Here is a 25,937-nt window from a genome sequence, read left to right as displayed (position 1 = left end):
ACCCAGATAAATCGTCTGCCCAATCTTCACAAATGGTTTGTGGAAATTTTCGCTAAACCCACATAGCTATTGGATCATTCTTTTTGTGGAGGCCTCTTATTGGTTATTGGTTATTGGTTATTGGTTATTGGTTATTGGTTATTGGTTATTGGTTCCAATGCCCTGCGCGGGCATTCTTCCCTGCGCGGGCCTTCTTCCCAATGCCCTGTTTGCCCAATGCCCTGTTTGCCCAATGCCCTGTTTGCCCAATGCCCTGTTTGCCCAATTCCCAATTCCCAATTCCCAATTCCCAATTCCCAATTCAAATTTTAGATGCCGGTGCCGTCGAAAAATTCTTGAATTGCTTTATCTTTTAACTGACAAGCGGTGGCAACAGCTAATTGGTTTTTTTCAGCTACAGCTACATGACTGGTTTGATTTAAAGTTGAGAATGCTGAATGGAAATCGGAAACAGAAGTTAATGAGGCAGATGGTTGGGGAATCAAACTTTTTAGTTGCTGTTCGAGGGATTCGATACGATCGACTAAAGAGCGAATTACCGCAGCTTCGGAATCCGGCAAACTGCCGTGTTCTAGGGGATTGACGCGCACTCCCGATCGATAAACAATGCGGCCGGGAATCCCTACAACGGTACAGTCAGATGGTACGTCTCGCAGGACGACGGAACCGGCGCCGATGCGAACGTTGTTGCCAATTAGCAGGTTGCCGAGTACCTTGGCGCCGGCACCGACAACTACATTTTCACCGACGGTAGGGTGACGTTTGCCACTTTCCTTGCCTGTGCCGCCGAGGGTGACACCTTGGTAAATTAGGGCAAAATCGCCGACGATCGCTGTTTCGCCAATCACAACCCCCATACCGTGGTCGATGAAGACGCTTTTGCCGATCGTTGCCCCTGGGTGAATTTCAATGCCGGTCAAAAAGCGAGCAATGTGGGAAATTAAGCGGGGAATGAAGGGAAGACCCAGTACGTAAAGCCAGTGTGCGAGGCGGTGCAGCACTAGGGCCTGAAGACCTGGGTAACAAAACAAAACTTCCAGCCAGTTGCGAGCGGCTGGGTCGCGATCGAAAATTATACTGAAGTCAGCTCTAAGAGTCTTTAGCACTTTCGGATTTACCAATTTTGGTTAAACACGGCACTTTCGATCTTACATTTTACTTGATGGGGGAAGTTAGTGGCGGAGCGCGAGATTTGGGGAGTCGGAGATTGGGGGAGTGTCCCTGGAGCAGATTGGGGGAGATTGCGATAAAATTTGAAGATATTCGATTGTCCCCACCTCACAGCGCCACTGCACCCTATTCCTGTACTGAGATCGTATAGTTAGACTTGACTCCGGGTTCGAGAGTACCGACCCAAATTTTGTATGAGCCTGCTTGCCAGTCTGAATCTACAATGCCAGCATCTTTATTCTGACCTGTATCGTCTCCGCAGCGCACGGTGTTACCGGGGCCTTGTACGAGTAAGGTTGTGTCCTTGCCTCCGCTGTTGACTTGGATCGCGAGTTTTGAAAAGTTTTGCTGCAAGACTATGATGTGGTCGGGAGTGGGAGTGGCAAAACCCAAACATTTGTTTTTGTGGCGATCGGCGTTGGCAATGGCAGATAGAGAGTACGATCCGCCTGTGGAACCTCTCAAAGCTGCTGTTGGGGCCCCAAAACCTCGCGATAAAATTAATGTGCCGAAATTGGCTGTTTCTGCTAAAACTGGGTGGGTGGCGATCGCACAAGTCGCAGCCAAGATCGCAGCGTTTTTGAAATGAACTCGCGGATTAAACAACATGGCACTACTCCTCTGTCACAACTTAAAATCACAACTCAGAATTTACCCATCGCAGCCCCAAGAATCCGAACTAGGAGAGGAAGAACATTTTTTTTTAATTAGTTCAAAACCTCTTGGTTTCTCTTCCTTATTTTTATCAGAACAACACCTGTGCGATCGCCCTTCCTCGTGCCACTCCCAGTTCTGCCACACGCGCCACGCTCATACCCGCAATTGTACGGTGTCAAGATGATAAATTTGATACTGCTTGCCTCTGTATTGGGAATTGCTTCCCTATTCGCCGAGGTTTTGCTATTGTTACCTATGACTCTATCTGGCTGGCTCCATTTCCCGGTTTGGCTCAGCCTGACTTTGATTTTGCTGGCTATTTCTTGGTGCTTGGGCGATTAGTTTGCAGCGATCGGTGACGAGTTATTAGTTATTCAAAAGCCAATTATCAGAAAATTGGGTTGAAAACCCCGTCATTATAGGACGGCTTTAATTCAAATATAGAGCAAGGCTTCAACTTTTAAACCTTTTCAATACAAAGAAGTATGACAAACCCTTCAATCCAATAGATTTTAGTTTAAGCTTAAATCAGGTACACAACAAACAGGAGGTGACTCAATCTTGTTGACCAACTATGTTTACAAACTTCGTCCAAATCAAACCCAAGATTTAAAAATCTCAAACTGGGTGGATATGTTGAGAAGTCACTATAACTGGTGCCTGAACGACAGAATCATTCAATATAACCAACAGTTTGTTCAAGGAGACTACTCCGATCTCAGAAATCAGGTTGAAGCTTGTCCATTAACCTGCTTCGTCAGTAAAAATGGTGCAACTGGGAATCCCTGGAAAGATGGCAAGGTAGATTTTGAAGGTAAACTCAAAAATCCTCGTCGCACTGCTGGTGACATTCAAATCACATCCTTACCGAAGCTCAAAATAGCTAGACCTTGGTATAGTGGCAGTGACTCAACAGTTTTGCAACAGAACGTTAAACGTTTAGATACTGCCTACAGAAACTTTTTTGAAGGCAGAGGATTTCCTCAATTCAAAAACCGTAGTAACTTTACCTCTTTTACTTTTGTAATGGGAATAAAGATACAAGGTAACAAAATCTACTTGCCCAAAGTAGGTTGGATGCGGTTTTACGAAAGATTCGCGGACGTTGTTGGGAAGAGAGCCCTCTTGGTTTCAGTGGTTATATAACCTGTCAGTCATACCTCACCTTTTTGAGAAAGGCTATATCAAAGCTTGTGCTGTCAGGAAGCGCCAAAATGGTTGGTACGTGTCTCTGAGGATCGAAGACAAGTCTGTTCCCGATTACAAGGCTAAATCTCTCCAGGATGTGGTTAAAGTAATTGGATGCGACTTAGGGATTACCAAGCTGGTGCATCTTTCCGATGGATATCAAATTGAAAATCCCAAATTTTCAACTAATAAAAAAGTTAAACGCACCTTAAAAATTAGACAGAGACGAGTTAGTCGCCAAGTCAAAGGCAGTAAAAATCGGAAAAAAACAGCCAAAAAAGTAGGACTATTACATCAAAAAATCAGCAATCGGCGTCAAGCGTATCAATGGAAAGTCGCTCACAAAATAGTGGAGCGAAATATTGATGCAATTGCTTTAGAAGATTTACATATTTCTGGAATGCTACGTCGTTGTCGTGTAAAAATTGAGGAGAAAACTGGAAGATTTCTCAAAAATGGACAGTCCAGAAAAAAAGGTTTAAATCGCTCTATTTCTGATGCAGGCTGGGGTGAATTGATTTTGAAGATTGAGTATCTAGCTGCAAAGCAAGGAAAGGTCGTCATTAAAGTCAATCCTAAACACTCTAGCCAAGAATGTCGAAATTGTGGTCATATAGATAAGTCCAACAGAGATGGTGAAAAATTCATCTGTGTAGAATGTGGCTATCATGAACACGCTGATATTGGTGCTGCAAAAACGATTAGAGATCGAGCTTTGAAAATGGTACGCGGGGACTCTGCGAAACCTGGTACTATGTACCTAGACGCCCAAAAGGTATCACCACGCTCAAAAAGCAAATGTGGTGAGTTTGGGAACCCTAGCCATAGGGATATTAAGACCGAAATGTCTTAAGAATCCCCGTGCCTTGACTGCCGGGGAGTGTCAACAATCTTTCCGCTTCGCCCAACGGTCAATTCCCGTTAATGCAGCTTGCACCTATAGAACGGCCCCGGGTGTGATGATGTATACTGCAAAATTGACAATCAGGACTCTAAAATCTAGGATTTAACATCTACCTATAGAATGATGCAACGAGAAATTTCTGCGCTCTCTGAATTTCGCTCGAATGACAAAACTCTGCTGGAAACTCCTAAGAAACAGTCGCGTCCGATACACCGGGCGATCGTGTTAATGCTAGTAGCAACCGGTTTGCTGGGCCTGCACGCTAGCCGGCTGGTGGAATTGCAACTGGTACAAGGCAAGCAAAACCGGGAACGAGCCGAAAACAATCGCGTTCGCCTAGTACCGATGCCGGCGAATCGCGGACACATTGTCGATCGCAAAGGCAAGCTGCTAGCGGCTAACAATTTAGCTCGATCGGTCTATTTGTGGCCGAAAGAACAAACGCCCGAAGAGTGGAAAGTGACAGCACAAAAGTTGAGTCCGCTGCTAAAAATCCCGGCTAAAGAAATATTAGAGAAATTAAAAAAAGTCGATCCTCTATCCTACAGACCGGTGCGAATCAAGCAAGCTATGCCACCAGCATTGTTTGTACCGCTAGCAGAACAGGTGGGACAAATGCGGGGAGTGGAAGTGCGGCCAGAAGCAAGCCGCTACTATCCCGAAGGCAGTTTAGCTGCTCACGTTTTGGGATATATTGGCGAAGCTACCGCAGAAGACTTGAAAGCTCACCCGGAATATCCAATGGGGATGATTGTCGGTCAGATGGGCATAGAAGCAAGTTCTAACAAGGAAATTGCGGGTGTGTGGGGCGATCGGCTGATCGAAGTAAATGCCCAAAATCAAGAATTGCGACTGATGGGGGAGACACCGCCCAAACCGGGCGAGGCAGTGCAGCTAACCATAGACTTGTCCATGCAAAAAGCAGCCGAAACAGCCCTGGGGAACCGCCGGGGAGCAGTAGTGGCCCTTGATGTGAAAACCGGCGCGGTATTAGTTTTGGCCAGCCACCCGACTTTTGACCCCAATTTGTTTACGCGAAAAATCACTAAGGATGATTGGGCAACTCTTCAACAGGAAGAAAATCCATTTGTGAATCGAACCATGCAAGGCTATCCCCCCGGCAGCACGTTTAAAATTGTGACTTCCGTCGCGGGGATGGAGTCGGGCAAGTTTTCGCCGGACTCAATTATTGGTACTTCGTCTTACATTACTGTGGGGGGAATTGATTTTAACGAACACAGCGGCGGTTACGGAAACATCGGCTTTCGGGATGCCTTGGCTTTCAGCAGCAATACGTTTTTTTATCAAATCGGGATGAGTGCCGGGCCGGACGAAATTGCTAAGTGGGGACACCGCTTGGGCATTGGCAAGGATACGGATTTGAAGCTTTTGGGCCTAGGCGGTGGCGATCACGGTCAAATGCCGACCCCGGCCCAGAAGGAAAAAATCTATAAAGAACCTTGGTATGCTGGTGATACGGTAACAATGTCGATCGGTCAAGGGTTCGTGTTGGTGACTCCTTTGGAGGCGGCGGTGATGGTAGGTTCGATCGCCAATGGTGGTAATCGGGTCAAACCGCATCTTTTGACTTCTCTGACTGGCAAGCCTGAGACAAAACCAGTACCTACGGGGATGAAACCTTCGACAGTTAATGTGATTAAAGAAGGACTCGTGGCAGTAGTTACCGACGGTACGGGACAGGGGCTCAATGACGGTTCAATTCCACTAACAGCGGGCAAAACTGGGACTTCGGAGGTGATCGGACAGAAGGATCACTCGCTGTATGTGGCCTATGGGCCTGCGGACAAGCCGGAAATTGCGATCGCCGTGGTTGTGGAAAATGGCGGTTTTGGTTCTGTTGCCGCGGCCCCCATCGCCAAAGAGGTGTTTCAAGCTTATTTTGGGAAACCTAAAACACCAGTCAACCCAATAGTAGTCAATCCTGAGTAGTCATTAGTCATTAGTCATGTTTTGCGAGCTTAAGAGCTCGCGAACGTTACTCGCGAACGCTATTAGTCATTAGTCATGTTTTGCGAGCTTAAGAGCTCGCGAACGTTATCAGTCATTAGTTATGAGACAGTAAGCCCAAACACAATGTTTGTGCCAATAATTTTTAAACGTGCTATGACTCATGACTGGACTGGGAGCCTCTCACTTTTGGAAAAAGCAATTTCTTTACAGTGCGAGCGTCCCCGCTCGCGAGTGTTGGATAGATCGCGAGCGGGGACAGCACTATAAAATCAAAACTGAGATGCTCCCACTGCACTGCTGATAGATGGTCGAGGTGCGTTTACGTAAAAAACCGGGTTTTTACCACCCCTACGGATGGCATCAAACTGTCCGAATTATTGACAACTGACAACTGACAACTGACTAATTCAGCCGCATAAATACTGTAGCTTTCCGAATTCCTGCGACTTCTCCCGTACTGGTGACAGTGAGCGATCGCAAGTGGTCAAAAAGTGGTCTTGCAGAAAGTTCAATTAACCTCAACAACGGGATTTGTTTTTCCCAAATTGCTCTGCTAGAGGGCCAGTCTAAATAAAAATAGCCGTCGTTAGCTGGCGGTAGCGGTTCGATGCTGGTTTGAAAATCTTGATTTGCCACCAAAGAGCCTGTTTCGGCTGCTTTGAGTGCTGCGTCCATTGCTTCTACGGAAGTCGTGAAAATTTCGTATTTGCCGACAGTGGCTCGAACTCCTTTTGCCTCGGTTTCGATCGCACTTTTGCTCTTATTTTTTACATCGTAACTCTGGCTCGTTGTCAACTGCGTCCAAGCGGTAATTTTCTGGTTTCTGAGAGTAAAGTTGCCGATACTGTATTCTTTGCTGCGGGCAATTTCATCGAGTTTGTCGATCGCCTTTTGAGCATCAGCAGATTTCTCGGCCGCAAAAATCCAGTCGGGAGTGTTTGACGAACTCGGAACCACGGCTAAAGCGTATTCTCCTTGTACCCAGTTAAATATATCTTGGGGCAAATTGACGCCCGAATTTTGCTGAATATCTGCGATCGCGCGATCGACTAATTTTGAAGCCTCTGCGTTAGTTGACACCGCCGATGACAAATCAGTCCAAAAATTCCTTAAATCGGTGCTGGCGACCGTGAAAGGACTGGCTGAGGGTATGTACTGCAAGGCTTGCACTGGTGCGGAGAGTGTGGGAATTGCTGTTTTGTCTCCCGATGTCACCAAAGCAGTTTGGGCCAGCAATCCCCGTCGGTTGACTCCGATAGCAACTGCGAGGGAATTGGGGGAAACTTGGGGATTTTTCTCGGTTGCTGGCTGCGGGAGATTGACAAATCCTAAAGCTATTCTGCCTTGAGTTAGCTGCTGCAAAGCTTTTTGATAGTTAGGACTGTTGTTGAGATTCCGGTTTGCTGATTCTACGTTATCAATTGCATCTCGCAGCACGTTCGGACTGTTGGCAAATAAAACAAAACTACTGTTACTTCCTGAATCAGAACTACCGCCGATTGCTGCTGTTGCAAAGCTGGGAGGCAAAGTTGAATTTGGTAGAGAAAGCGAGTTGAAAGACCAAATCGAATCTTTTTTAGGGTTAGTTATTGGTGACTCTTTATAATAAATTTTGACACCTTTGTATACTTCCGACTGCACAGTTTTCTCCTTACGAGATTCTTTTTGCCAGTAGGAAGTGAGAAATTCTTGACTGCGATCGGCATTTTGGGAGGAAACGGCTAGCAAAAACCCGGTTTGTTTGCCGTTGTTGAGTTCGCGATCGTCGAAATCTGGCGTGGTGGTGGCGAAAGTAATTTCGTCACCTATCCAAGGTTGGATATCGCGACTGTAATCCAGGCCAGTATTAACGAGGAAGCTTTTTTTTATTTGCTCGAATTCAGCGTGCGATCGGCTTCTTTCTTCAGGAGAGGCAAAGATTTGTCGCAATGCTTCGAGGCGATCGGGATTTACCAGCATTGAAACTAACACAGGTGATTGTTTCGAGACAAACACAGCCGCAGCCGGAGTAGTTGTCGGCCCACCGGCGAGCAGATTGAGGGGAGTTTTGGTTGACAGCCAGTAAAAACCGCCTGCACTCAAGGCTAAGAGAGCCAAAACGCCAGCAATGAGGAAAGAAAAGAACGATCGCAACTTCATAAAACAAGGACTAATGACCACAGTCTACTATTAACTACAGTAGCGCATGACCGTAGCTATTGACACCTGCAAAATATAGAGGCGGTGTCTGTGAGAAACCGCCCCAATATTGACAGGCTATTACCCGTCAGTTTATTTTTTTCTAAGTCAATGATTGTGCCAATCTAGCCATCAGTTCTTCAATCGATAATTGAGGCAAGTCTGCCAACAGCGATGATAAATTGTCTGGGGATAAAGCCAGCAGATCGGGGATGAGATTTACCGGGATTTCTTCTAATTGTCCCGATTGAATGAAGGTTTTTTCCATAACTGTTTGTGCCAACAAAATTTGCACATTTTGGTGTTCATTTTCTCCCGCAGGCAGAGTAGATAATTGCACTAACAGCAAGGTGAACTCGGCAACAGGCAAAGCCGAAATCGGTAGAATTAATGCGACAGTTCGTGGGTCTAACTCCCCATATCTAACTTGCAAAAAACTCTCCAAAATCATCCGCTGTCCTTCTTCCCGGCCTTGTTGGAGGCCTTGTTGGAGGCCTTGTTGGAGGCCTTGTTGTTGTGCAGCTTCTAAATGTTGTTGAAAAAGAGGTGCAATCGCCATAACTAACTCCTGATCTTCATCATCCCCCTGTACCCGCCCGCGGCCCAACATCCGCAACCACATAGTCTCGGGGCTTCTCGGTAGCTGGTGAATCGCGATTAGTCCGACTCTCCAAACCTGAGTTAAAAAATAAACTCCTTTCGCCCAGCCCTCCGACTCTTCGGGAACCCGAAAACCAAAACTGTCCAGTAAAAGTTCCGAAGCAGTGGGAGTTAAAATCCACAACCTCGGCAATTGTCTTTCTTCTAAACGCTGGTCTTCTCGATTAGTCTGCCGCCCCAGTTTCGCCCTACTATTTAATAGTTTTACCACACAACTGAAGATTCCCTCAGTATTAACCGGATTGCGAAACGGCTCAATCACAGCTACAGTAGCAGCCATCTTACCCAATAAACCCAAACTCTGAACATATTCGCCCTCAAAAGAAGTGGGTTGAAACCAGACATCAATTTCTCTGACTTCAGCGGTGACATCTTTGCTGGTTTCTACTTCTCCCAGAGGCGACAATAACTCTTGAAGGTATTCTTTAGCAAACTGATCGTGGGGAAACTTAGTCATAAAGTCAATGTTTTGCACTCCCTGCTATTTTACACAAACAAATAGTCATTAATACAAACCCAACTCAAATATTAACAATATCAACGTCCTCTGAACAAAGAGTTTTACTGCCAAATATCAGTTATAAATTATATGAATATTTGCTCGCGTAACTGGGAAACCAACGTTCGACAAGAATTGCTTATCATCAAGGTCAATTAGAAATTATGGTGCCGCTACCGGAACATGAAAATCGCAACAGACCGATCGATCGCACTCAAACAGCAGGCGCAACCACAGCAGTGCGAGAATTCCGGGAATGGGTGAGGAATAGGTAATTGTCAGTCTACCAACTCTTAACGTGCGATCGCCCTCGTGCACCCAAACGACAATCAGAGAGCTCGCAGAAAATGGGTGTTTGACTGTGCGGGGGCGAGGGCGCGAGGGCGATCGGATTATAAATCAGTCACTTTTCAACATTCACCGACACGTCCAACTACTTAGATTCAGGATTCCAACGCATCCCAATAATTGCCATTCCAGTTGGCCCGCTTGTTGAAATAATTATTGTTCCATCTGAACTATTCGCAGTTACAAAATTAGTAGCAGTCCTCCAGTGATAAGGAAATATATCTTTGCGATAGACATTATCGTCCACTACAAAAGTTTTCTCAACGCGAGATCCCTTGTACCACACAGCGCGATCGAAACCGTAAACCAACGTGCGATCGCCCTCAACTGCAACTACATTTAGTCTCAGCGGAAAGGGAAATGAGTTATGTATGAATGGAATAGAAAATGGTAAATCTGGCTTTTTGTATTTAATAGAAAGCCTTCGATATCTACCATTACTAATGCAAATATCTGCCCATTTGTTATCGACATTAAGAGACACAAAAGCATCGCCTGTTGATGTAAGACCCGCATTCTCTATGGTTAAGTCAGCATTGACATTTCTAGTGCTGTAGTAACCCAATGCACCAGCAATACCCACAGTCAGAACCCGCTCCTTTGAAAAGGATAAAAGTGTTCCTTTTATAGGTTGATGCAACGCAATAGGAACAGCATACTTTTTTCCATCTGGTTCTAGACATTGTATGCGACGCACACTGTTTCCATCTAACGTGCACAGTGCAATTCCCGATCCAACTGAACTATTAAATCCTTTCCACGGGTACGGCCCACGTACCTTACCACTGGCACTTACAAACCAAGCTTCGTCAAGGCTCATCACCCAAACAGCGTCTTTTTCAACACCTACAATCTCTGTACCAGGAATTTTGACGGACTGTTTTAGCACTCCTGTGGTGTCGTAGTGAGATATTATTTGATTACGAATAGACCAAACTCCGTCACTGCGAGCACCGAGACTCCCTGGCGACTCTAGTAGCGGTATCACTTTTGCAGTCTTGCTCACAAAAATAGCAGTCGGCATTGTTTGCTCGTTACCTTTAACGACAGTGCTTGCTAGTCCTCCTGGACTTACAGAGGTTTCTATGTAAGGTCTTACTGGGTAATATTTAGGGCCTGGTATCCCTCTAACTTGCGCCGCTTCAGGAGGAGGGGGTTGCATTTCTACTGCTTCTAGCTTAATTGGATTATTCCACTCCTTTTTTGCAATAGTCCAAATTTTTAGTTGCATACAACTAATTGGTTTTGTTGATTCCTCTGGCTGCCTATGGTTTTTTAACTCCTTTGATTGCCAATATTTTTCTTGAAAAATAACTGCGGTTATAAGCAGTATAATTGCTGATACAAACAGGTAACGCTTTTTCATGATGGTTGCTAAATCTTTCCTGCTTTTATCGCTTCTGCAAGAGGAGGTCCGATCTGTACTTGTCCTGGTAAATCGCCAATATCAATAATCTGTATGCGATTCTTTTTTCCATCACCTAGATCTGGAAATTCCCACAAACTGACAACTAGCGATCCAAATAGTGAGATTGCTACATGACCAGGAAATGGTGTTCTATCTGTAAAATACACTAAATCTCCAGGCTGAGGATATTTTGTTGGGCTGGAAGCATCTTTTTTACGAGTTGGGTAGAATGGTAACTCTGGATCTCTACTGTATCCCATTGTAGTCATCTGTCGGCCTGTTGGGTAAGTTGATTCTAGAAAATTCTTGATCTGTTTACCACTAATTTGACCGCAGAGAAAAGCTGCATATAAAATCATTTCCCAGCAGTTCATTGTCGCATCAAAAGATAAAGCATTCTCCGTATTTCCATACAAAAAATGGGAAATCAAGTCATTGGGAGTGTTACTCCAGCGCTGCTCTCCTGTGAGTAAGGATGCTGCGATTGCAGTTGCTAACTCTGGTTTGCTGCTAAAACTATCTCTGATGAGTCGCATCATTTTTGGGTCTTGAGTTATTGTCCTTCGCTCGGATTGTGAAGACCTAAAAATTAAAGCAAAAATCTTGTTATAATTGGCTATCGCCCCTGCCCCTGTTGTCAATAATCTCCTGATTTTTTCCTTGAAAGAAGGTTCTCCACCACCACCAGGCCCAGCAACCCAATTATCAGGAGCATTATTAATTACCTTCTCAGATTCAAGCTCTTTAAAAGTACGACGCGGTGGTGTCCAAATATCCTGACTCGGCTTAGGAGGCTTATTTAACTCCGGTGGCACATTCTTCCCCTTCGGAGCCTTATTCAACCGCGGTGCCTCCCCAAATTTCGGTACATCATTTACCTGCGGTGTTGTTTTCTTCGGATCGAACCCTCCCCTTTTCGACTCAGATTCACTCGGCAAATACTTGCCATCTTTCCAACTAGACTTCGACCAACTCTCACTCCAATCATTCCTGCCATCATCCCAGACTGTCCCGCTACGAGTCCAACTCCAGTCACTGCGACTACTGCTATAAACAGCTCTTTTAGTCGTCGATTCAGAATCTGAGCCACTGATAGTCTCACTCCAACTGTAACCTCCCTTAAAGTAATTTTTGCTGTAACTCGAAGTCCAGCTAGAATACTTGTAAACGTCACTCACTACCCCCTTACTATCGTAACTGCTATCCCTCAACCATTTTTGGTAACTCGAACTGCCACTCTCTTCTTTTCGACCATCTTTGTAAGTTGTTACTGTCTGTGAATTACTCGTCTTTGAGGTATCGCTATTGCTAGACGAATTGGTATTGTTGCCTTCGGTACTGCTATTACTTTTACTCGCGGTTATTGTCGATTCATCGCTGTTACTTTTGGTCGTGTAAGTATCAGCTTTGTATTCAGTATCCCACTGCTGTTGATTTTCAGAATAGCTTTCACTTTCGTTTTTGGAGCTGGGTTTTCCGGCACTGTTACTGCTGGAAGAGTTTGATTTATTGATTGAATAATGGTCGCGATTGTGGTTTCTAGTATCTCCCCCATTTTTGTAACTTTCCGTGCTGTTGCCCTGAGTTACTGAGTAATTATTATCTCGATTGTTTCTCCAAGAGTTAGTGCCGTTGCTGCTGTTTGTTTCTTGGGACTGATTCTGGGTATATGTGTCTGTGTTGCTCTTATTTTTTGATTTGCCGTCATCGTAACTGCTGTTAGCATTACTGTTCCCTTCTGAGTAAGTATCGCGGGTGCTACTACCGACGGTTTTGCCGTTGGTTGTGGTGTTGTCCCAGGTGTTGTTGGTGATTGAATGGTTGTCGCTGCTGTTGTTTGTTTTGTATGAGTCGCTGCTTGTTTTGCTGTGAGAGTTGGATTGAGTGACTTCGGAATTATCGCCGCTGTAAGTGCTGTTGGAATTGTTGCCTTTGCTGCTCGAAGTCCAGTTAATTTTTCCTTTTCTTTGAGTTGTAGTGTTGTCGCCGGAAGTTCCATTACTGCTGGTGTACTGATTGTTTGTCGTTGATTTTGAACCTGAATCTTCTTGGGTTTTGGAGTTGCTCTCTCCATTGTTACCGTCATGTTTCCCATCGGATTGAGTTTGGCTGTTTAGGTAACTGTCAGAAGCACTTTTTTGAGTTTGTGAAGGACTGGTATAGTTGCGATTTGAACTCCATTTCTGTTTGGATGAGGTTTGGCTGTTTCCTGTGCCTTCGTATTTGAGTCGGTTGCTGCTTGACTGGGATTTATCTGTTCTTTCTATTGAGTAGAGGGAAAGGTTTTTGTCTGTGTAGTCCTTGGTGTTTGTGTTTGTATCTGTTTTTGTTTCATAAAAAGAGTTGCCATTACTGTTGGTATTGGTACGGCTTTTGTTCCAGTTGGAGTTTGTGTGTGAGTAGCTTCTGTTGGTTTGGGTGTTTGTGCTGGTTGTACTGCCGGATTTGCTGGTATTGCTGGTAGTGTTTGGCGCTAGTTCTGTGGTAGTGGAACTGGTGCCGACGTTGTTGTCTCCGGTTGAGGTAGTGGTGGTTTTTGGTTGGTTGGTTGTAGCGTTGGTTAATGCTGCTCTTGATGACGGTTTGGCTGTGGCTTGGTTAATGTTTTCGTCGGGACTGGTTAGGGGTTTGATTAATTGTTTGGTGGCTGCTAATACTGGGATTGCGGGGATTGTTTGGGCGGCGGTGGCTATGGCTAATTCTTGGTTTAAGATGCCGTATCCTGTTCTTTCATCCCATCCGGGTACGTCGATGTCTGTTGCTGTTTCTAGGAGGATGTTTTTGATTTGTTGGGGGTTGAATGATGGGTTGGTTTCCCACATTTGGGAGATGGTTTTTGTGATGATGGCTGCTGCTATTGATGTACCTTGTTTTGGTTGGCTTGTGGTTTCTGTTGTGCTGCCAATTGTGTCCAATGCTAGGATGTCTAAGCCCTCTCCGTAGCTGGAATATGGGCTGCGGTTGTTGTTAGAAGCTGCGCCGACTGTGATGATGTTGGGGAATTCGGTTGAGGCTTGTCCTAGAGCTGAGGATTTCGAGCCTTCATTACCTGCGGCTGCTACAATCAGGATGTTGTTATCAAAGGCGTATTTGAGTGCTGCTGTTTCTGTTTCTGTCAGTTTGTGCCGTGTGGTTTGCGTGCCGTCGGGATTGATTTGGGTTAAGTCGAAGCTGAGGTTAACTACGGCGTTTGGTTGTTTTGATGCTTTTGCTGTGTCTACAAATTCTATCAAGGATTCGTGCCAGTTGCCGGAACCTGTGGCTCTTCCCAACCAAATTGGTGTTTGGTGATTGTTTTTGTTTTTGTCACCGGCAATTATTTCTAATATTGTGTTTCCGTGTTGGTTTCCTTCGTTTGGTTGGAGTAGGGGGTTGTTGTCTTTGTCGATTAAGTCTTTTCCGAGGATGATTTGGCTGTAGTCGATGTTGGGGTTGTCGGCGGCAAAGCCGGTGTCGATGATGCCGATTAATAGTTGAGTTGGTTGGGGGGAATTGAGAGTTGTTTCTAATTCGGTAGTCGTGTCAGCAACTGGGTACTCGTTAATCTTGGTTTCGGAGTCGCTTTGACTGGTGGCGATGATATGAAGAGGATTTTCTGGCTGATTATTTGCGGATGATGCTATTTCTGGAATAACGGTTATTTTTTGGGATTCGGTTTCAAAGTTAGGGTTTGCATACTCGTCAATGGTTGTTTCTGGCTGATTGTCTGTGTTGGGAATGATATTTGCTGAGTCTGACGGCAAATAATTTTGAGTGGTGGCTGTTTGGGGAATATTAGTTAGGTTTTCCGAGTCGGTATCAAAGTTGGCAATTGTGTATTCTGACTCGGATAGTGGATGGTTGTCGGTTGATTCTGCTGTGGCTAATGTGTGGTTGAGAGTTTCAAACAGTGTGGAAATTTCCTCGTCATAAATTAGTGGGAAACTTTCATCGGCTTGGCTGGTAATTTCGGTAGTGTCTGCATTGACAAAGGTATTGGGGAGATTTAATGAGGTATTTTCAATTTCCCCGGTGAGAATGTCTGTTGCTGCTGGTATTCCTGGTAACTCGGCGGTTTCTGTTTCAGTAGAAGCTGAGGGAATGGCAGTTGTTTCTGTTTTTTCACCTGTTATTTCGTCTATTGAATGAATAACTGCGACGGCTAGTTGAGTGTTTTCTGAGATTGTTGGGACTAGATTTGGGGAAATTGTCGCGTTTTGGGTTTCTGTCGTTGAGAAATCTAGTTTTTTCTCGACAGGCTTTCTCGTAACAGTCGGGTTTTGAGTTTCTGTGGCTGGAGAATCTGGTTTTTTCTCGACAGGATTCGCCACAGCAGTAGAAACAGTAGAGTTTTTAGCTTCTATGGCTGGAGAATCTGGTTTCACTTCGGCAGGATTTATCGAAACAATCGGATTTTTAGTTTCTGTTACTGGAGAATCTGCTTTTTTCTCGATAGGATTCGTCGCGTTTTTAGTTTCTGTGGCTGGAGAATCTGGTTTCACCTCAGCAGGATTTGTCGCAGCAGTGGAAACTGTCGTGTTTTTAGTCTCTGTCGTCGCAGAATCTGCTTTTGTCTCAGCAGGCTTTGTCGCAGAATTAGGAGTTTCTGAAACTATTGCGCTTTTACTCTCTATCGCTGAGGAATCTGGTTTTACTTCGACAGGCTTTGTCGTGTTTTTAGTCTCTGTCGCTGGAGAATCTGCTTTTACTTCAGCAGGCTTTGTCGTGGAAGTGGGAATTTCTGAAACTGTCGTATTCTTCGTGTCTGTCGCTGAAACTGTCGTATTCTTCGTGTCTGTCGCGGAGGAATCTGCTTTCACCTCCGCAGGCTTTGTCGTGTTTTTAGTTTCTGTGGCTGGAGAATCTGCTTTCACCTCCGCAGGCTTTGTCGTAGAAGTGGGAATTTCTGAAACTGTCGTATTTTTGGTTTCTGCCACTTCAGTACATTTACACTTTTCAGGAGTTGTGTCTGCTGTTGTTGCGTTGCTGTCGGGAATTTCGGAAGCTGTCGCTGTTGCGTTTTTGGTTTCTACTGTTGGAGAATCTGTTTTTGCCTCGATCAGATTTTTGGTATTAGTTGAATCTTCGGAAACTGTTGCAACTTTAGTCTCGGTAGCGGAGGAATTTGGTTTTATTTCGGCAGGAGTTGTCACAGAATTGGTAATGTCCGAAACAGTCCCATTTTTAGCTTCTGCTGTGAATGTGCTGGAGTCAGTTTTGAGGTTATTGGTAGTTTCTAATTTTGTGCTGTTGCCAGTAATTGGATCTATTGTGGAGGTTGTTGTTGCGTCTTTTTTAGGTAGAGTATCGATTGTCGTTCCGGGCTTTTCAATCAGTAAAGCGTCTATTTCTGTGGTTTTTATCGGTAACTCTGTGTTGCTTTCGACTGATAATTGCCTTTCCTTTAACAATTCTGGACAGATGTTGATCGTGTCTAATTCGCTTGGCTGTATGTTTTTTTCTGGGGGGGGGAATGATAAGTGCTGGCAATGTTTCCTAACTGCGTCTTTTCTGTAATGTCAGGAATTATGGATGTGCTGGTAGTTGTGCTGGGGGTGAGCGAGTTGATTGATAACATTAGTTGCTTCCCTGATTTTTCAAATGTTAATGCGTTTCCTTGGACGTTCAAGGATAGTATTGACTTTTGTTTTTTGGAATTTATCAGCCAATGATTGAGTTTTATGCAGCGCGAATAAAAGTGCTACACTCAGCGTTAAACTGTCAGTTGCGCTCTGATGGTCGGCGCTCTGATGAAAGATGTTGATGAAAGATGTTTGTGCCGATCGCTCTTTTTTTGTTCGGCTGTTTTTGTTGCTTTGTTGAGCTTACTAATAACCGTTATAACGTGTCAATAGCTGTGTGGCATCTTTACGAAACTTTTACATATAGACGCTCTTTACATATATTGATAAAGAGCGCTGAAGCGCAACTACGTACCTATTTGTCTGATGTGAAGCGCAACTACGTACCTATTTGTCTGATGACTATGCTCTTTACATATATTGATAAAGAGCGCTGAAGCGCAACTACGTACCTATTTGTCTGATGACAATGCTTTGATGGGTCGATCGCCTTTACCTACGCTCCTACCTCAATAATTGTCCAAAACTTAGAACTGTCACAAAACTTTAAAATCTTAAAGCTAGTACGATCGCCCTAACAAGCAAAAATAATTCATTCAATTGTGCAGCTTACCACGGCAAGCCTCGCGCATCGGAAAAATCAGCATCGAGAACCGCCCCCGGATCGAATATAGCGCCAGTTAAATCAGCTTTTCTAAACGACGTTACTGACAATTTTTCGATTTCTTCAACCGCGATAAAAAAGCCGATCGCACATAACCCCAAAATAACCCCAGAAACCAAAAATAAACCAATTCCCCTCAGAGTATCCCCGCCCAAAAATGTCACAATACCGTTAGCGCCGATCGCAGCAGCAGCCCCAGCTACAGCCCCCGCCACAATTCCCGCCTCGCCCCGAGTCGCAGCAATCGCCGTCGCAGCAGTCCCAGCCACAGCCACAGCCCCCGCATCCACCCCGCCAATCAGTCCAATCAAAGCCCCAGCAGCCGTCACTATCACCGCTGTCACCCCAGCCCTAGCAATCAATTTTTTTACTCGGCGGCGGCTTTGTCCGGTTCTGACGCCCTGAAAATTTGCCCCTCTCAAAATCGCCCCGGTGAAATTGCAGCCTCGAATGTCGCAACCGCTGAAGTTCGCCCCTGATAAGTCCAGCCCTTTAAATGAACGGTTCCGCAAGTTTTGGTTGGCAAAATTGAGATTTTGAGTCATAAGGAAGAGGGAAGAAGGAAGAAGGAAGAAGGAAGAAGGAAGAGGGAAGAGGGAAGAAGGAAGAGGGTTTGAGGAATTAAGAATATCTTAACTGTCGGGTGCGACTTCTTTAGCAGAAAATAAGATATATGTCAATTATTATCCGATATTTGGTAACTTCTCAGTTTCCCTGTACGATCGATCGCGTCCTAGGAATTCATCGGAGCCGCCAAAAACTGCTACGATCTTTGAGATTAAGTTGACAACAATGCAGCCCCTTCAATTCATGCTAGAAATTAAAATCTGAATGCTGTTATCCACAAACTCTGTCATCCTAGAAATTAGCATTAACAGTCCTGGATGGACGAGTGGTCAGAAACCGGGTTTTTTACCGAAAAGATTTGGGTGCATCTGGCGCAAGACAAATATGTTTGTAGGGGCGAAGCATGACCGCAGTCAATATGGGATTATAACTAATAATTTATATGCGGTCATGCTTCGCCCTCCTCAAAAACCAGATGCACCCAAAGATTTCCTTCCAACCCTCAGATTAAATAAAAAACCCGGTTTCTTTGGTCTTGATACCTAAATCCCGATCGACAAAATCCCAAGTCGGGATGTAAAATCTACAAAACATCGCAATTATTATGCCAAACCTCCCATTTTCCCCCGAACAAATTGCCGCTGAAAGACTCAAACCCGAAGAATATGAAGAAATCGTTCAGCGTCTCGGCCGCCATCCCAATAAGGCTGAATTGGGAATGTTCGGCGTGATGTGGAGCGAACACTGCTGCTACAAAAATTCGCGGCCGCTATTAAAACAGTTTCCCACAGAGGGCGATCGCATTCTCGTCGGCCCAGGAGAAAATGCCGGCGTCGTAGACTTGGGAGATGGCTTGCAACTTGCTTTCAAAATTGAATCCCACAACCACCCGTCAGCAGTGGAACCTTTCCAAGGTGCTGCAACTGGCGTCGGTGGGATTCTCCGCGATATCTTTACAATGGGTGCTCGCCCGATCGCACTTTTGAATTCTCTACGTTTCGGCAATTTAGATGATAGCAAAACTCAGAGATTGTTCAAAGGTGTTGTATCGGGAATCAGTCACTACGGAAACTGCATCGGCGTACCCACGGTTGGCGGCGAAGTTTATTTCGATGCTGCTTATTCTGAAAACCCGCTAGTTAATGTCATGGCTTTGGGTTTAATGGAAACTCAAGAAATTGTTAAATCTGGCGCATCGGGAATCGGAAATCCTGTGCTTTATGTGGGTTCAACTACTGGCAGAGATGGCATGGGAGGCGCAAGTTTTGCTAGTGCAGAATTGACCGACAAATCAATGGATGACCGCCCAGCAGTCCAAGTAGGAGATCCGTTTCTCGAAAAATCCTTAATTGAAGCTTGTTTGGCAGCATTCAAAACTGGTGCTGTCGTCGCCGCCCAAGATATGGGCGCGGCAGGAATCACCTGTTCGACATCGGAAATGGCAGCCAAAGGTGGTGTCGGAATTGAATTTGATTTAGATAAAGTTCCGGTTCGAGAAAGCGGTATGGTTCCCTACGAATACCTGCTTTCGGAATCGCAAGAACGGATGTTGTTTGTCGCACAGAAAGGACGGGAACAGGAATTAATTGATATTTTTCATCGCTGGGGATTGCACGCCGTAGTCGCGGGGACAGTCATCGCAGAGCCGATCGTCCGAATTCTGTTTAAAGGCGAAATCGCTGCTGAAATTACCGCGACTGCTTTGGCAGATAATACGCCAATTTATCACCGCGAATTGTTAACGGAAGCGCCAGAATATGCTAGAAAAGCATGGGAATGGACGGCGGACAAGTTGCCGGAATGCACCGCAGCCGGTATCGAAGTTCAAGGTGATTTCCAAACTTGGAATCAGATTTTGCTGACTCTTTTAGATACTCCCACCATCGCTTCTAAACGCTGGGTTTATCGCCAATACGACCATCAGGTGCAAAATAATACTGTTGTTTTGCCGGGAGGCGCTGATGCTGCTGTGGTCAGATTGCGGCCTCTGGAACCATGTCAAAAAGAACCCCCCCAACCCCCCCTTGCTAAGGGGGGGCTACAAGAGGAAGAACCCGCCCTTACTAAGGCGACGCTACAAGAGGAAGCAGAAGCTATTCCCTTATTTAAGAAAGCACAAGGAAGAGAAACTGCCGAATTTTCTCCCCCCCTTGTAGGGGCGGTGCCCCCGTGCCCGCCCTCGCCAGGGGGGGTTATTCCCGGAGTTGCGGCGACGGTTGATTGCAATTCTCGCTATGTTTATCTCGACCCTTATGAAGGTGCAAAAGCCGTCGTAGCGGAAGCAGCGAGAAACTTAAGTTGTGTCGGTGCTGAACCTATTGCAGTTACGGACAATCTCAATTTTGGCAGTCCCGAAAAACCTGTAGGATATTGGCAGTTAGCATCGGCTTGTCGCGGGATTGCTGATGCTTGTCGCGAGTTGAAAACACCTGTGACTGGGGGTAATGTTTCTCTGTACAATGAAACGGTTGATTCTGATGGCAATCCTCAACCGATTTATCCAACTCCGGTAATCGGAATGGTGGGATTGATTCCAGATTTGACGAAGATTTGCGGTCAAGGTTGGCAAAAGAAGGGCGATTTAATTTATGTGTTGGGAATTGGAGCAAATAGTCAGGATGAACTGACCTTTTTTCAATCTGCTAATTCTGAATTGAAAACTGAAACTCCGAAGAAATCGGCTTTTGCTACTCTCGGAGGTTCGGAATATTTAGCGGCAGTTCACGGGATTGTAGCGGGGAAACCGCCAAGGATTAATTTTGAATTGGAAAGGAAAGTGCAATCAGTTTGTCGCGACGGTATTCGCAGCGGTTGGGTATGTTCGGCCCACGATGCTGCGGAAGGTGGAATTGCGATCGCCCTGGCGGAATCCTGCATCTCTGGTAAACTGGGTGCGGAAATCCATCTGGGCTTGAATTCGGCAAATGTTAGCCGTTGGGATGAAGTTTTGTTTGGTGAAATGGGCAACTGCATTATTGTTTCCATCGCGCCGGAAAATCAAGGAGTTTGGGAAGCTTACTTGCAAGAACATTTGGCTAAAATGTGGCAGAAAATCGGTGTAGTTGGGGGTGCTGACTCGCCTTTGCGGGTGTTGAGTGCGGATAATTTGGGGTTGATTGAGGTCGGGATGGGTGATATGGGCGATCGGTTCTATAATGCGATCGAGCGTCGAATTGGATCTGTTTGATGGCGAGCGATAAGTAGCGGTGGTTGAAAGTGCCTGGTTTCAACCACCGCTACACTGACAAAACCCGCCTGCGCGGGTTAAATTTCTACAATATCTTTTCTTCTTTAAAACCCACAATTATGAGAAATTTACAAACGTTTGATTTTGAAACAGTGACAGTTGATGTCCAGGGTAATATAACTAACCGTAAAGACAATCAAGCACAATTTATTAGCGAAGATTTAGGTGGCGGTGCAAGCTTAGAAATGATAGCAATCCCTGGAGGCAGTTTCCTGATGGGCTCCCCCACTGAGGAAGTAGGGAAAGAAAATATGGAAAATCCGCAACACAAAGTTAACATCAACACAAAGTTAACATCTCTCCTTTTTTTTATGGGCAAGTATGAAGTCACTCAAGAGCAGTGGCAAGCAGTGATGGAAAATAATCCATCTAAATTCAAAGGCGCGAAACGTCCTGTAGAAAAAGTAAGTTGGAATGATGCTGTGGAATTCTGCGAGAAACTTTCCCAAAAAACAGGCAAGACTTATCGCTTACCTTCGGAAGCCGAGTGGGAATATGCTTGTCGCGCGAGAACTAAAACACCTTTTCACTTTGGCGAAACAATTACCGCGGATTTAGTCAATTATAGTGGCTATCCCTATGGTTCTGCACAATGGGAACCTTCCCGCAAAGAAACAACGGATGTCGGGAGTTTTCCTCCGAATGCTTTTGGACTTTACGATATGCACGGGAATGTTAACGAATGGTGCAGCGATAGCGTGAATTTTAACTACAATGGCGCACCAAATGATGGAAGTTCTTGGGAAACTCACTCTGACTTGAGAGTTCTTCGTGGCGGTTCCTGGAAATGTCATGCGGTGAATTGTCGCAGTGCCTATCGCTCCGGGAATAGGGCAGGCGACGACGACAGAGGTTTTCGCGTTGCTCTTGTTTCTGGGTAGTCTCACTTGTAGGTGCGTCGCTATCAACAATCTACAAATCAAATTGACAATCTCACAGCGACGCACCCTACAAACACTGTTCACCTGCTATCATCAAGATAGACGCATCGTAGGAAAACAACCGATGACACTAACAGAATTACTCCCTACCATTAAAAAACTGTCTGCGATCGATAAACGAGAGTTAATCCGTATTCTTATGGCGGAAGAAGATATCAGTCAGAATATTTTTCCTTTGGAACCTTACAAGACTTACTACTTGCCAACTCCCTACAATACTTTTGGTGCTGGTACAGCTTTGATGCAGGCAATGAATCTGGCTAACAGCAACGAAAAGTGAGTATTATGCGATTTCAATACTCTACCAATCACCCCTCTCAAGATGAGTTTGACAGCTTACCGCGCATTCCCTTGATTCTGCACCACAATAACCAGAGAGTCGAAGTTGTTGGGTTAGTAGACAGCGGTGCAACAGTGAGTGTATTGCCTTACAAAATAGGAATTCAGCTTGGCTTAGTGTGGGATGACAGCAAAGCCATTATTCGACTGGCTGGTAACGTTGGTAATCAACCAGCGATGCCAGTATTTTTCATGGCTGAAATAGGGGAGTTTGCTCCGGTAAGATTAGTATTTGCTTGGGCAAAAAGTGATAGCGTATCATTGATTCTGGGACAGACAAATTTTTTCTTAGAATTTGACGTTCACTTTTATCGTTCTCGGCTTGAGTTTGATATTGAGCTGAAGCGTTAATTTCCACCATAATTTATTGGCACGGTAATTCTATGACTGCTACAACCGATCGCCCTTTAAAACATTTTTGCATAGAAGACCTGAAAAGTGCCGACCTCACAGGTATTTCTCTCATCCCTCAACCTTTAACCTTGCGTTTGGACTTTACTTTCGGAACCGGGATCTACGATACTGCGATCGAATTCTATCAACTCGTGCATCAGGTAATCTCTCAACCTGTCAACTCCGACTCAGAAGACTCTTGCTTCTGGGTAGGTAACGCAGAATTAAGACAACTGACAGAAGATAAGAGTCAAATTTTATCTGCTTTGTCCTATCCTTTTCAAAATCAAGAGGGTTTGGTTGAGACAGGTTCTTCAACTCTTTTCTACTTTCGGCTGGAAGGAGATATTTGTATCGAAGTAGTTTGCGGTAGTTACAAAATTTTTCAAGAATTGGAAGCGGCGGTTGAAACCGCGTCTAGATAAACAAAACCCGGAGGATGTGCGGGTTTCTCAAAAAGGTGAGGTATGACTGACAGGTTATATAACCACTGAAACCAAGAGGGCTGAAGCCCAACAACGTACCTCATCTTTCTGAGAACCGCTATAATAGCAAGTGCATGGACTTAATCCGTAGGGTGCGTCGCATCGAAAATCTGCAATTTCGATCGACAATCTCGCAGCGACGCACCACACAATAGTAAGGTGCATCGCCATCTACAATCTGCAAGTTTCATCAAGAATCTCGCAGCGACGCACCCTACCAATTAGACTGAAAAATTTATCTGCTCTGTGCTATTGACATAACTTGTCGTGTCAAAAATGATTTATATGGCCGCACAGATTCCCATGATGATATAGTATGTCAATCTCACACAAAAGTCAAGAGCGATCGCCATTAAATGCTAATATTTCAAACAGCCCGTGAAGCGTAGCTATCCCGTAGGAAATCGCCCTCGATATCTTAATCTTTGAAAAAGACCTATTTGCCCTACAAAATCTATCGATTTGCGAATCCCGAATTACTTATGCGGGTTTTCCCCCCGTTAGCGAAGCCCTCGAAGAGGATCGCCCCCCGTGAATAAACGCTACTATCAGAGATATGGGCGATCGATATTACAATCCCCTTAAACGCCCCACATCCCCAGCCAGAATGCCAAACAACTTGAAATTAATGTTCGATCCGTGGCAATATTAAGGAATTATTAAGTTATGCGACGCGATCGCAAACAAAACTTCCCGCTGAAACTTTCCCGCTAACCCACCGTTCCCATTAGGAGCCCACCCATCTATGATTCCCAACCATTCCTTCGAGGCTGACGAGCATTCTAGCAAACCAGACAAGCCCGAGGAAGCTTGCGGCGTTTTCGGTATCTACGCACCGGGTGAAGATGTCGCCAAGTTGACCTACTTCGGCTTGTATGCTTTGCAGCACCGAGGTCAGGAATCCGCCGGAATTGCTACTTTTGATGGTGAAACAGTCCACCTGCACAAGGAGATGGGACTGGTTTCCCAAGTCTTCAACGAATCGAATTTAGGTCATTTGCCCGGTAACTTAGCCGTAGGGCACACTCGCTACTCTACTACCGGCTCGTCCCGCGTGGTCAACGCTCAGCCTGTGGTTGTCGAAACTCGCTTGGGAAGTCTGGCTCTAGCACATAACGGGAATCTTGTCAATACTAAAGAATTGCGGGAAGAATTGCTGTCTCGGAAGTGCGAGTTTGTCAGCACGACGGATTCAGAGGCGATCGCAGTGGCGATCGGTTGGGAGGTAGACCAGGGCAAAGACTGGCTGGAAGCTGCGATCAGTGCCTTTGCTATGTGCCAAGGAGCCTTTAGTTTGACGATCGCCACCCCCCAAGGCGTCATGGGAGTCCGCGACCCCCACGGCGTCCGCCCGCTGGTAATTGGCACCCTCCCCACAACTCCGCAACGGTACGTTTTAGCATCGGAAACCTGCGGATTAGATATTATCGGTGCTGAATTTTTGCGGGACGTAGAACCGGGAGAATTAGTTTGGATTACAGAGGAAGGTATGGCTTCTTTCCACTGGAGTCAGCAGCAAAAACGCAAACTTTGCGTCTTTGAAATGATCTATTTTGCTCGACCAGACAGCATTATGGAAGGTGAAAATTTATATACCTACCGACTGCGGATCGGGCGGAGGTTGGCAGTCGAATCTCCGATTGATGCTGATATAGTCATCGGTGTTCCCGATTCTGGAATCCCAGCGGCGATCGGCTTTTCTCAAGCTTCCGGCATTCCTTACGCCGAAGGATTGATTAAAAATCGCTACGTCGGACGCACTTTTATTCAACCGACTCAGACAATGCGCGAGTCAGGAATCCGCATGAAACTCAACCCTCTCAAAGATGTGTTGGAAGGAAAGCGGGTCATTATTATCGACGATTCTATCGTCCGCGGCACTACCAGCCGCAAAATTGTCAAAGCCTTGCGGGATGCGGGCGCCACCGAAGTTCACATGAGAATTTCTTCGCCCCCAGTGACTCATCCTTGTTTTTACGGCATCGACACCGACAATCAAGATCAGTTGATTGCTGCTACCAAGTCCGTCGCCGAAATTGGCGTTCAAATTGGGGTGGATTCCTTGGCTTTCTTGAGCCGGGAAGGAATGCTGAGTGCGACTAACGAAGACACGAAAAGTTTTTGTTCGGCGTGTTTCACCGGCGATTATCCGATCGAGATTCCGGAAATGGTCAAACGGGCGAAGCTCTTATTAGAAAAGGCTGCAACCTAGAAAACCAAACAGCGAGAAAGCGATCGCCAGTCAGTAGATTTTAGATTTTAGATTTTAGATTTTAGATTTTAGATTCACACGGCTCGCACAGTGAATCTGATATCTAAAACTTTAGTCTAAAACTCTGCTGTATTCGCGACGATTGTTTAGCGCTTCTATCCGTTTTTGGGTAAGTAGGTGGGTGTAAATAAATCGGTTCATGTAACAGAACGTAAAGCAACCGTAACCCCTGCGTAGCCGCGTGCCTGCCCGTTGGCGAAGCCGCCCTGAAAGGGCTAGGGCTTATGCTTCGCTTCACTTCGTTTCGCTCTCTTCGGACATACTTGTGTATTTTCATACTCATCTACTTAGCTCGCTTTCCGCGATTTGTCGATTGAAAAAAATTTTCTGGTAAGTCATTGCCAGAGTGTGTGTAGAAATGTTAAATTAACTTAGCTCTAGCAACTCTGGCAGAATTTGTGAACTGTAGGGAGCGATCAGTTGGGTAGAACTCAATAGGCTTGGTTTAAGACAGATCCCCCCTAACCCCCGTTAAAAAGGGGGGA

18 protein-coding genes are annotated in these 25,937 nt (G+C 45.4%); 10 read left to right on the top strand and 8 right to left on the bottom strand.

The window, feature by feature from the left end; translation table 11 throughout:
• Nucleotides 1–308 precede the first annotated feature (308 nt).
• Together cysE and JGK20_RS13535 are read right to left on the bottom strand one after the other, a co-directional pair.
• Entirely contained in the window at nucleotides 309–1,106 is a 798-nt protein-coding gene (cysE, locus tag JGK20_RS13540) for a serine O-acetyltransferase (RefSeq protein ID WP_293176439.1), read from the bottom strand.
• A 190-nt stretch (nucleotides 1,107–1,296) separates the two neighbouring features.
• A complete protein-coding gene (locus JGK20_RS13535) occupies nucleotides 1,297–1,779 on the bottom strand; it encodes a hypothetical protein (RefSeq protein ID WP_293230791.1) in 483 nt (160 codons plus the stop codon).
• Between the two features lie 113 nt (nucleotides 1,780–1,892).
• Here JGK20_RS13535 and JGK20_RS13530 point away from each other — a divergent pair, with 113 nt between their 5' ends.
• From JGK20_RS13530 to mrdA, 4 genes are all read left to right on the top strand, one after another.
• Nucleotides 1,893–2,186, top strand: a complete 294-nt coding sequence (locus JGK20_RS13530; protein ID WP_293176435.1) for a hypothetical protein — start codon at nucleotides 1,893–1,895, stop codon at nucleotides 2,184–2,186.
• A gap of 202 nt (nucleotides 2,187–2,388) precedes the next feature.
• Nucleotides 2,389–2,973, top strand: a complete 585-nt coding sequence (locus JGK20_RS13525; RefSeq protein ID WP_293230788.1) for a helix-turn-helix domain-containing protein — start codon at nucleotides 2,389–2,391, stop codon at nucleotides 2,971–2,973.
• A 79-nt stretch (nucleotides 2,974–3,052) separates the two neighbouring features.
• On the top strand, nucleotides 3,053–3,868 hold the full coding sequence (locus tag JGK20_RS13520) for a transposase (RefSeq protein WP_293216880.1): 816 nt from the start codon (nucleotides 3,053–3,055) through the stop codon (nucleotides 3,866–3,868).
• Between the two features lie 171 nt (nucleotides 3,869–4,039).
• Complete coding sequence (gene mrdA / locus JGK20_RS13515; RefSeq protein ID WP_293210252.1) at nucleotides 4,040–5,869, top strand: penicillin-binding protein 2; 1,830 nt, start codon at nucleotides 4,040–4,042, stop codon at nucleotides 5,867–5,869.
• Between the two features lie 423 nt (nucleotides 5,870–6,292).
• On the opposite strand, the gene JGK20_RS13510 is transcribed toward mrdA, so the two are convergent.
• From JGK20_RS13510 to JGK20_RS13485, 6 genes are all read right to left on the bottom strand, one after another.
• Nucleotides 6,293–8,050, bottom strand: coding sequence for a DUF3352 domain-containing protein (locus JGK20_RS13510; RefSeq protein WP_293230785.1), 1,758 nt, complete (start codon nucleotides 8,048–8,050; stop codon nucleotides 6,293–6,295).
• Between the two features lie 121 nt (nucleotides 8,051–8,171).
• Complete coding sequence (locus tag JGK20_RS13505) at nucleotides 8,172–9,185, bottom strand: flagellar assembly protein H (RefSeq protein ID WP_293230782.1); 1,014 nt, start codon at nucleotides 9,183–9,185, stop codon at nucleotides 8,172–8,174.
• A 475-nt stretch (nucleotides 9,186–9,660) separates the two neighbouring features.
• Nucleotides 9,661–10,941 carry a hypothetical protein gene (locus tag JGK20_RS13500; protein ID WP_293190326.1) on the bottom strand — a complete coding sequence of 427 codons (1,281 nt, stop codon included), beginning with the start codon at nucleotides 10,939–10,941 and terminating at the stop codon, nucleotides 9,661–9,663.
• A gap of 8 nt (nucleotides 10,942–10,949) precedes the next feature.
• Nucleotides 10,950–16,373 carry a S8 family serine peptidase gene (locus JGK20_RS13495; protein WP_293230779.1) on the bottom strand — a complete coding sequence of 1,808 codons (5,424 nt, stop codon included), beginning with the start codon at nucleotides 16,371–16,373 and terminating at the stop codon, nucleotides 10,950–10,952.
• A 23-nt stretch (nucleotides 16,374–16,396) separates the two neighbouring features.
• The gene (locus JGK20_RS13490) at nucleotides 16,397–16,540 is read right to left on the bottom strand and encodes a hypothetical protein (protein WP_293230776.1); all 144 of its coding nucleotides are present in this window, start codon (nucleotides 16,538–16,540) and stop codon (nucleotides 16,397–16,399) included.
• A gap of 613 nt (nucleotides 16,541–17,153) precedes the next feature.
• On the bottom strand, nucleotides 17,154–17,753 hold the full coding sequence (locus JGK20_RS13485) for a pentapeptide repeat-containing protein (RefSeq protein WP_293176417.1): 600 nt from the start codon (nucleotides 17,751–17,753) through the stop codon (nucleotides 17,154–17,156).
• Nucleotides 17,754–18,379: 626 nt separating this feature from the next.
• On the opposite strand from JGK20_RS13485, the gene purL reads away from it, so the two are divergent.
• From purL to purF, 6 genes are all read left to right on the top strand, one after another.
• Entirely contained in the window at nucleotides 18,380–20,962 is a 2,583-nt protein-coding gene (gene purL, locus JGK20_RS13480; RefSeq protein ID WP_293190316.1) for a phosphoribosylformylglycinamidine synthase subunit PurL, read from the top strand.
• Nucleotides 20,963–21,081: 119 nt separating this feature from the next.
• Nucleotides 21,082–21,903 carry a formylglycine-generating enzyme family protein gene (locus tag JGK20_RS13475; RefSeq protein WP_363319617.1) on the top strand — a complete coding sequence of 274 codons (822 nt, stop codon included), beginning with the start codon at nucleotides 21,082–21,084 and terminating at the stop codon, nucleotides 21,901–21,903.
• A gap of 124 nt (nucleotides 21,904–22,027) precedes the next feature.
• Entirely contained in the window at nucleotides 22,028–22,243 is a 216-nt protein-coding gene (locus tag JGK20_RS13470) for a hypothetical protein (RefSeq protein WP_293176412.1), read from the top strand.
• Between the two features lie 5 nt (nucleotides 22,244–22,248).
• Nucleotides 22,249–22,653: a hypothetical protein gene (locus tag JGK20_RS13465; protein WP_293176410.1), complete on the top strand. Its 405-nt coding sequence runs from the start codon at nucleotides 22,249–22,251 to the stop codon at nucleotides 22,651–22,653.
• Nucleotides 22,654–22,685: 32 nt separating this feature from the next.
• Complete coding sequence (locus JGK20_RS13460) at nucleotides 22,686–23,120, top strand: hypothetical protein (protein WP_293210239.1); 435 nt, start codon at nucleotides 22,686–22,688, stop codon at nucleotides 23,118–23,120.
• Between the two features lie 805 nt (nucleotides 23,121–23,925).
• Complete coding sequence (purF, locus tag JGK20_RS13455; protein ID WP_293176406.1) at nucleotides 23,926–25,392, top strand: amidophosphoribosyltransferase; 1,467 nt, start codon at nucleotides 23,926–23,928, stop codon at nucleotides 25,390–25,392.
• Nucleotides 25,393–25,937: the final 545 nt, after the last annotated feature.

Origin of the sequence: Microcoleus sp. PH2017_05_CCC_O_A (genome assembly GCF_020738785.1) — a bacterium.
GTDB lineage: Bacteria > Cyanobacteriota > Cyanobacteriia > Cyanobacteriales > Microcoleaceae > Microcoleus.
The sequence above is the reverse complement of the archived record's forward strand: the minus strand, read 5'-3'. Positions and strand labels throughout refer to the sequence as shown.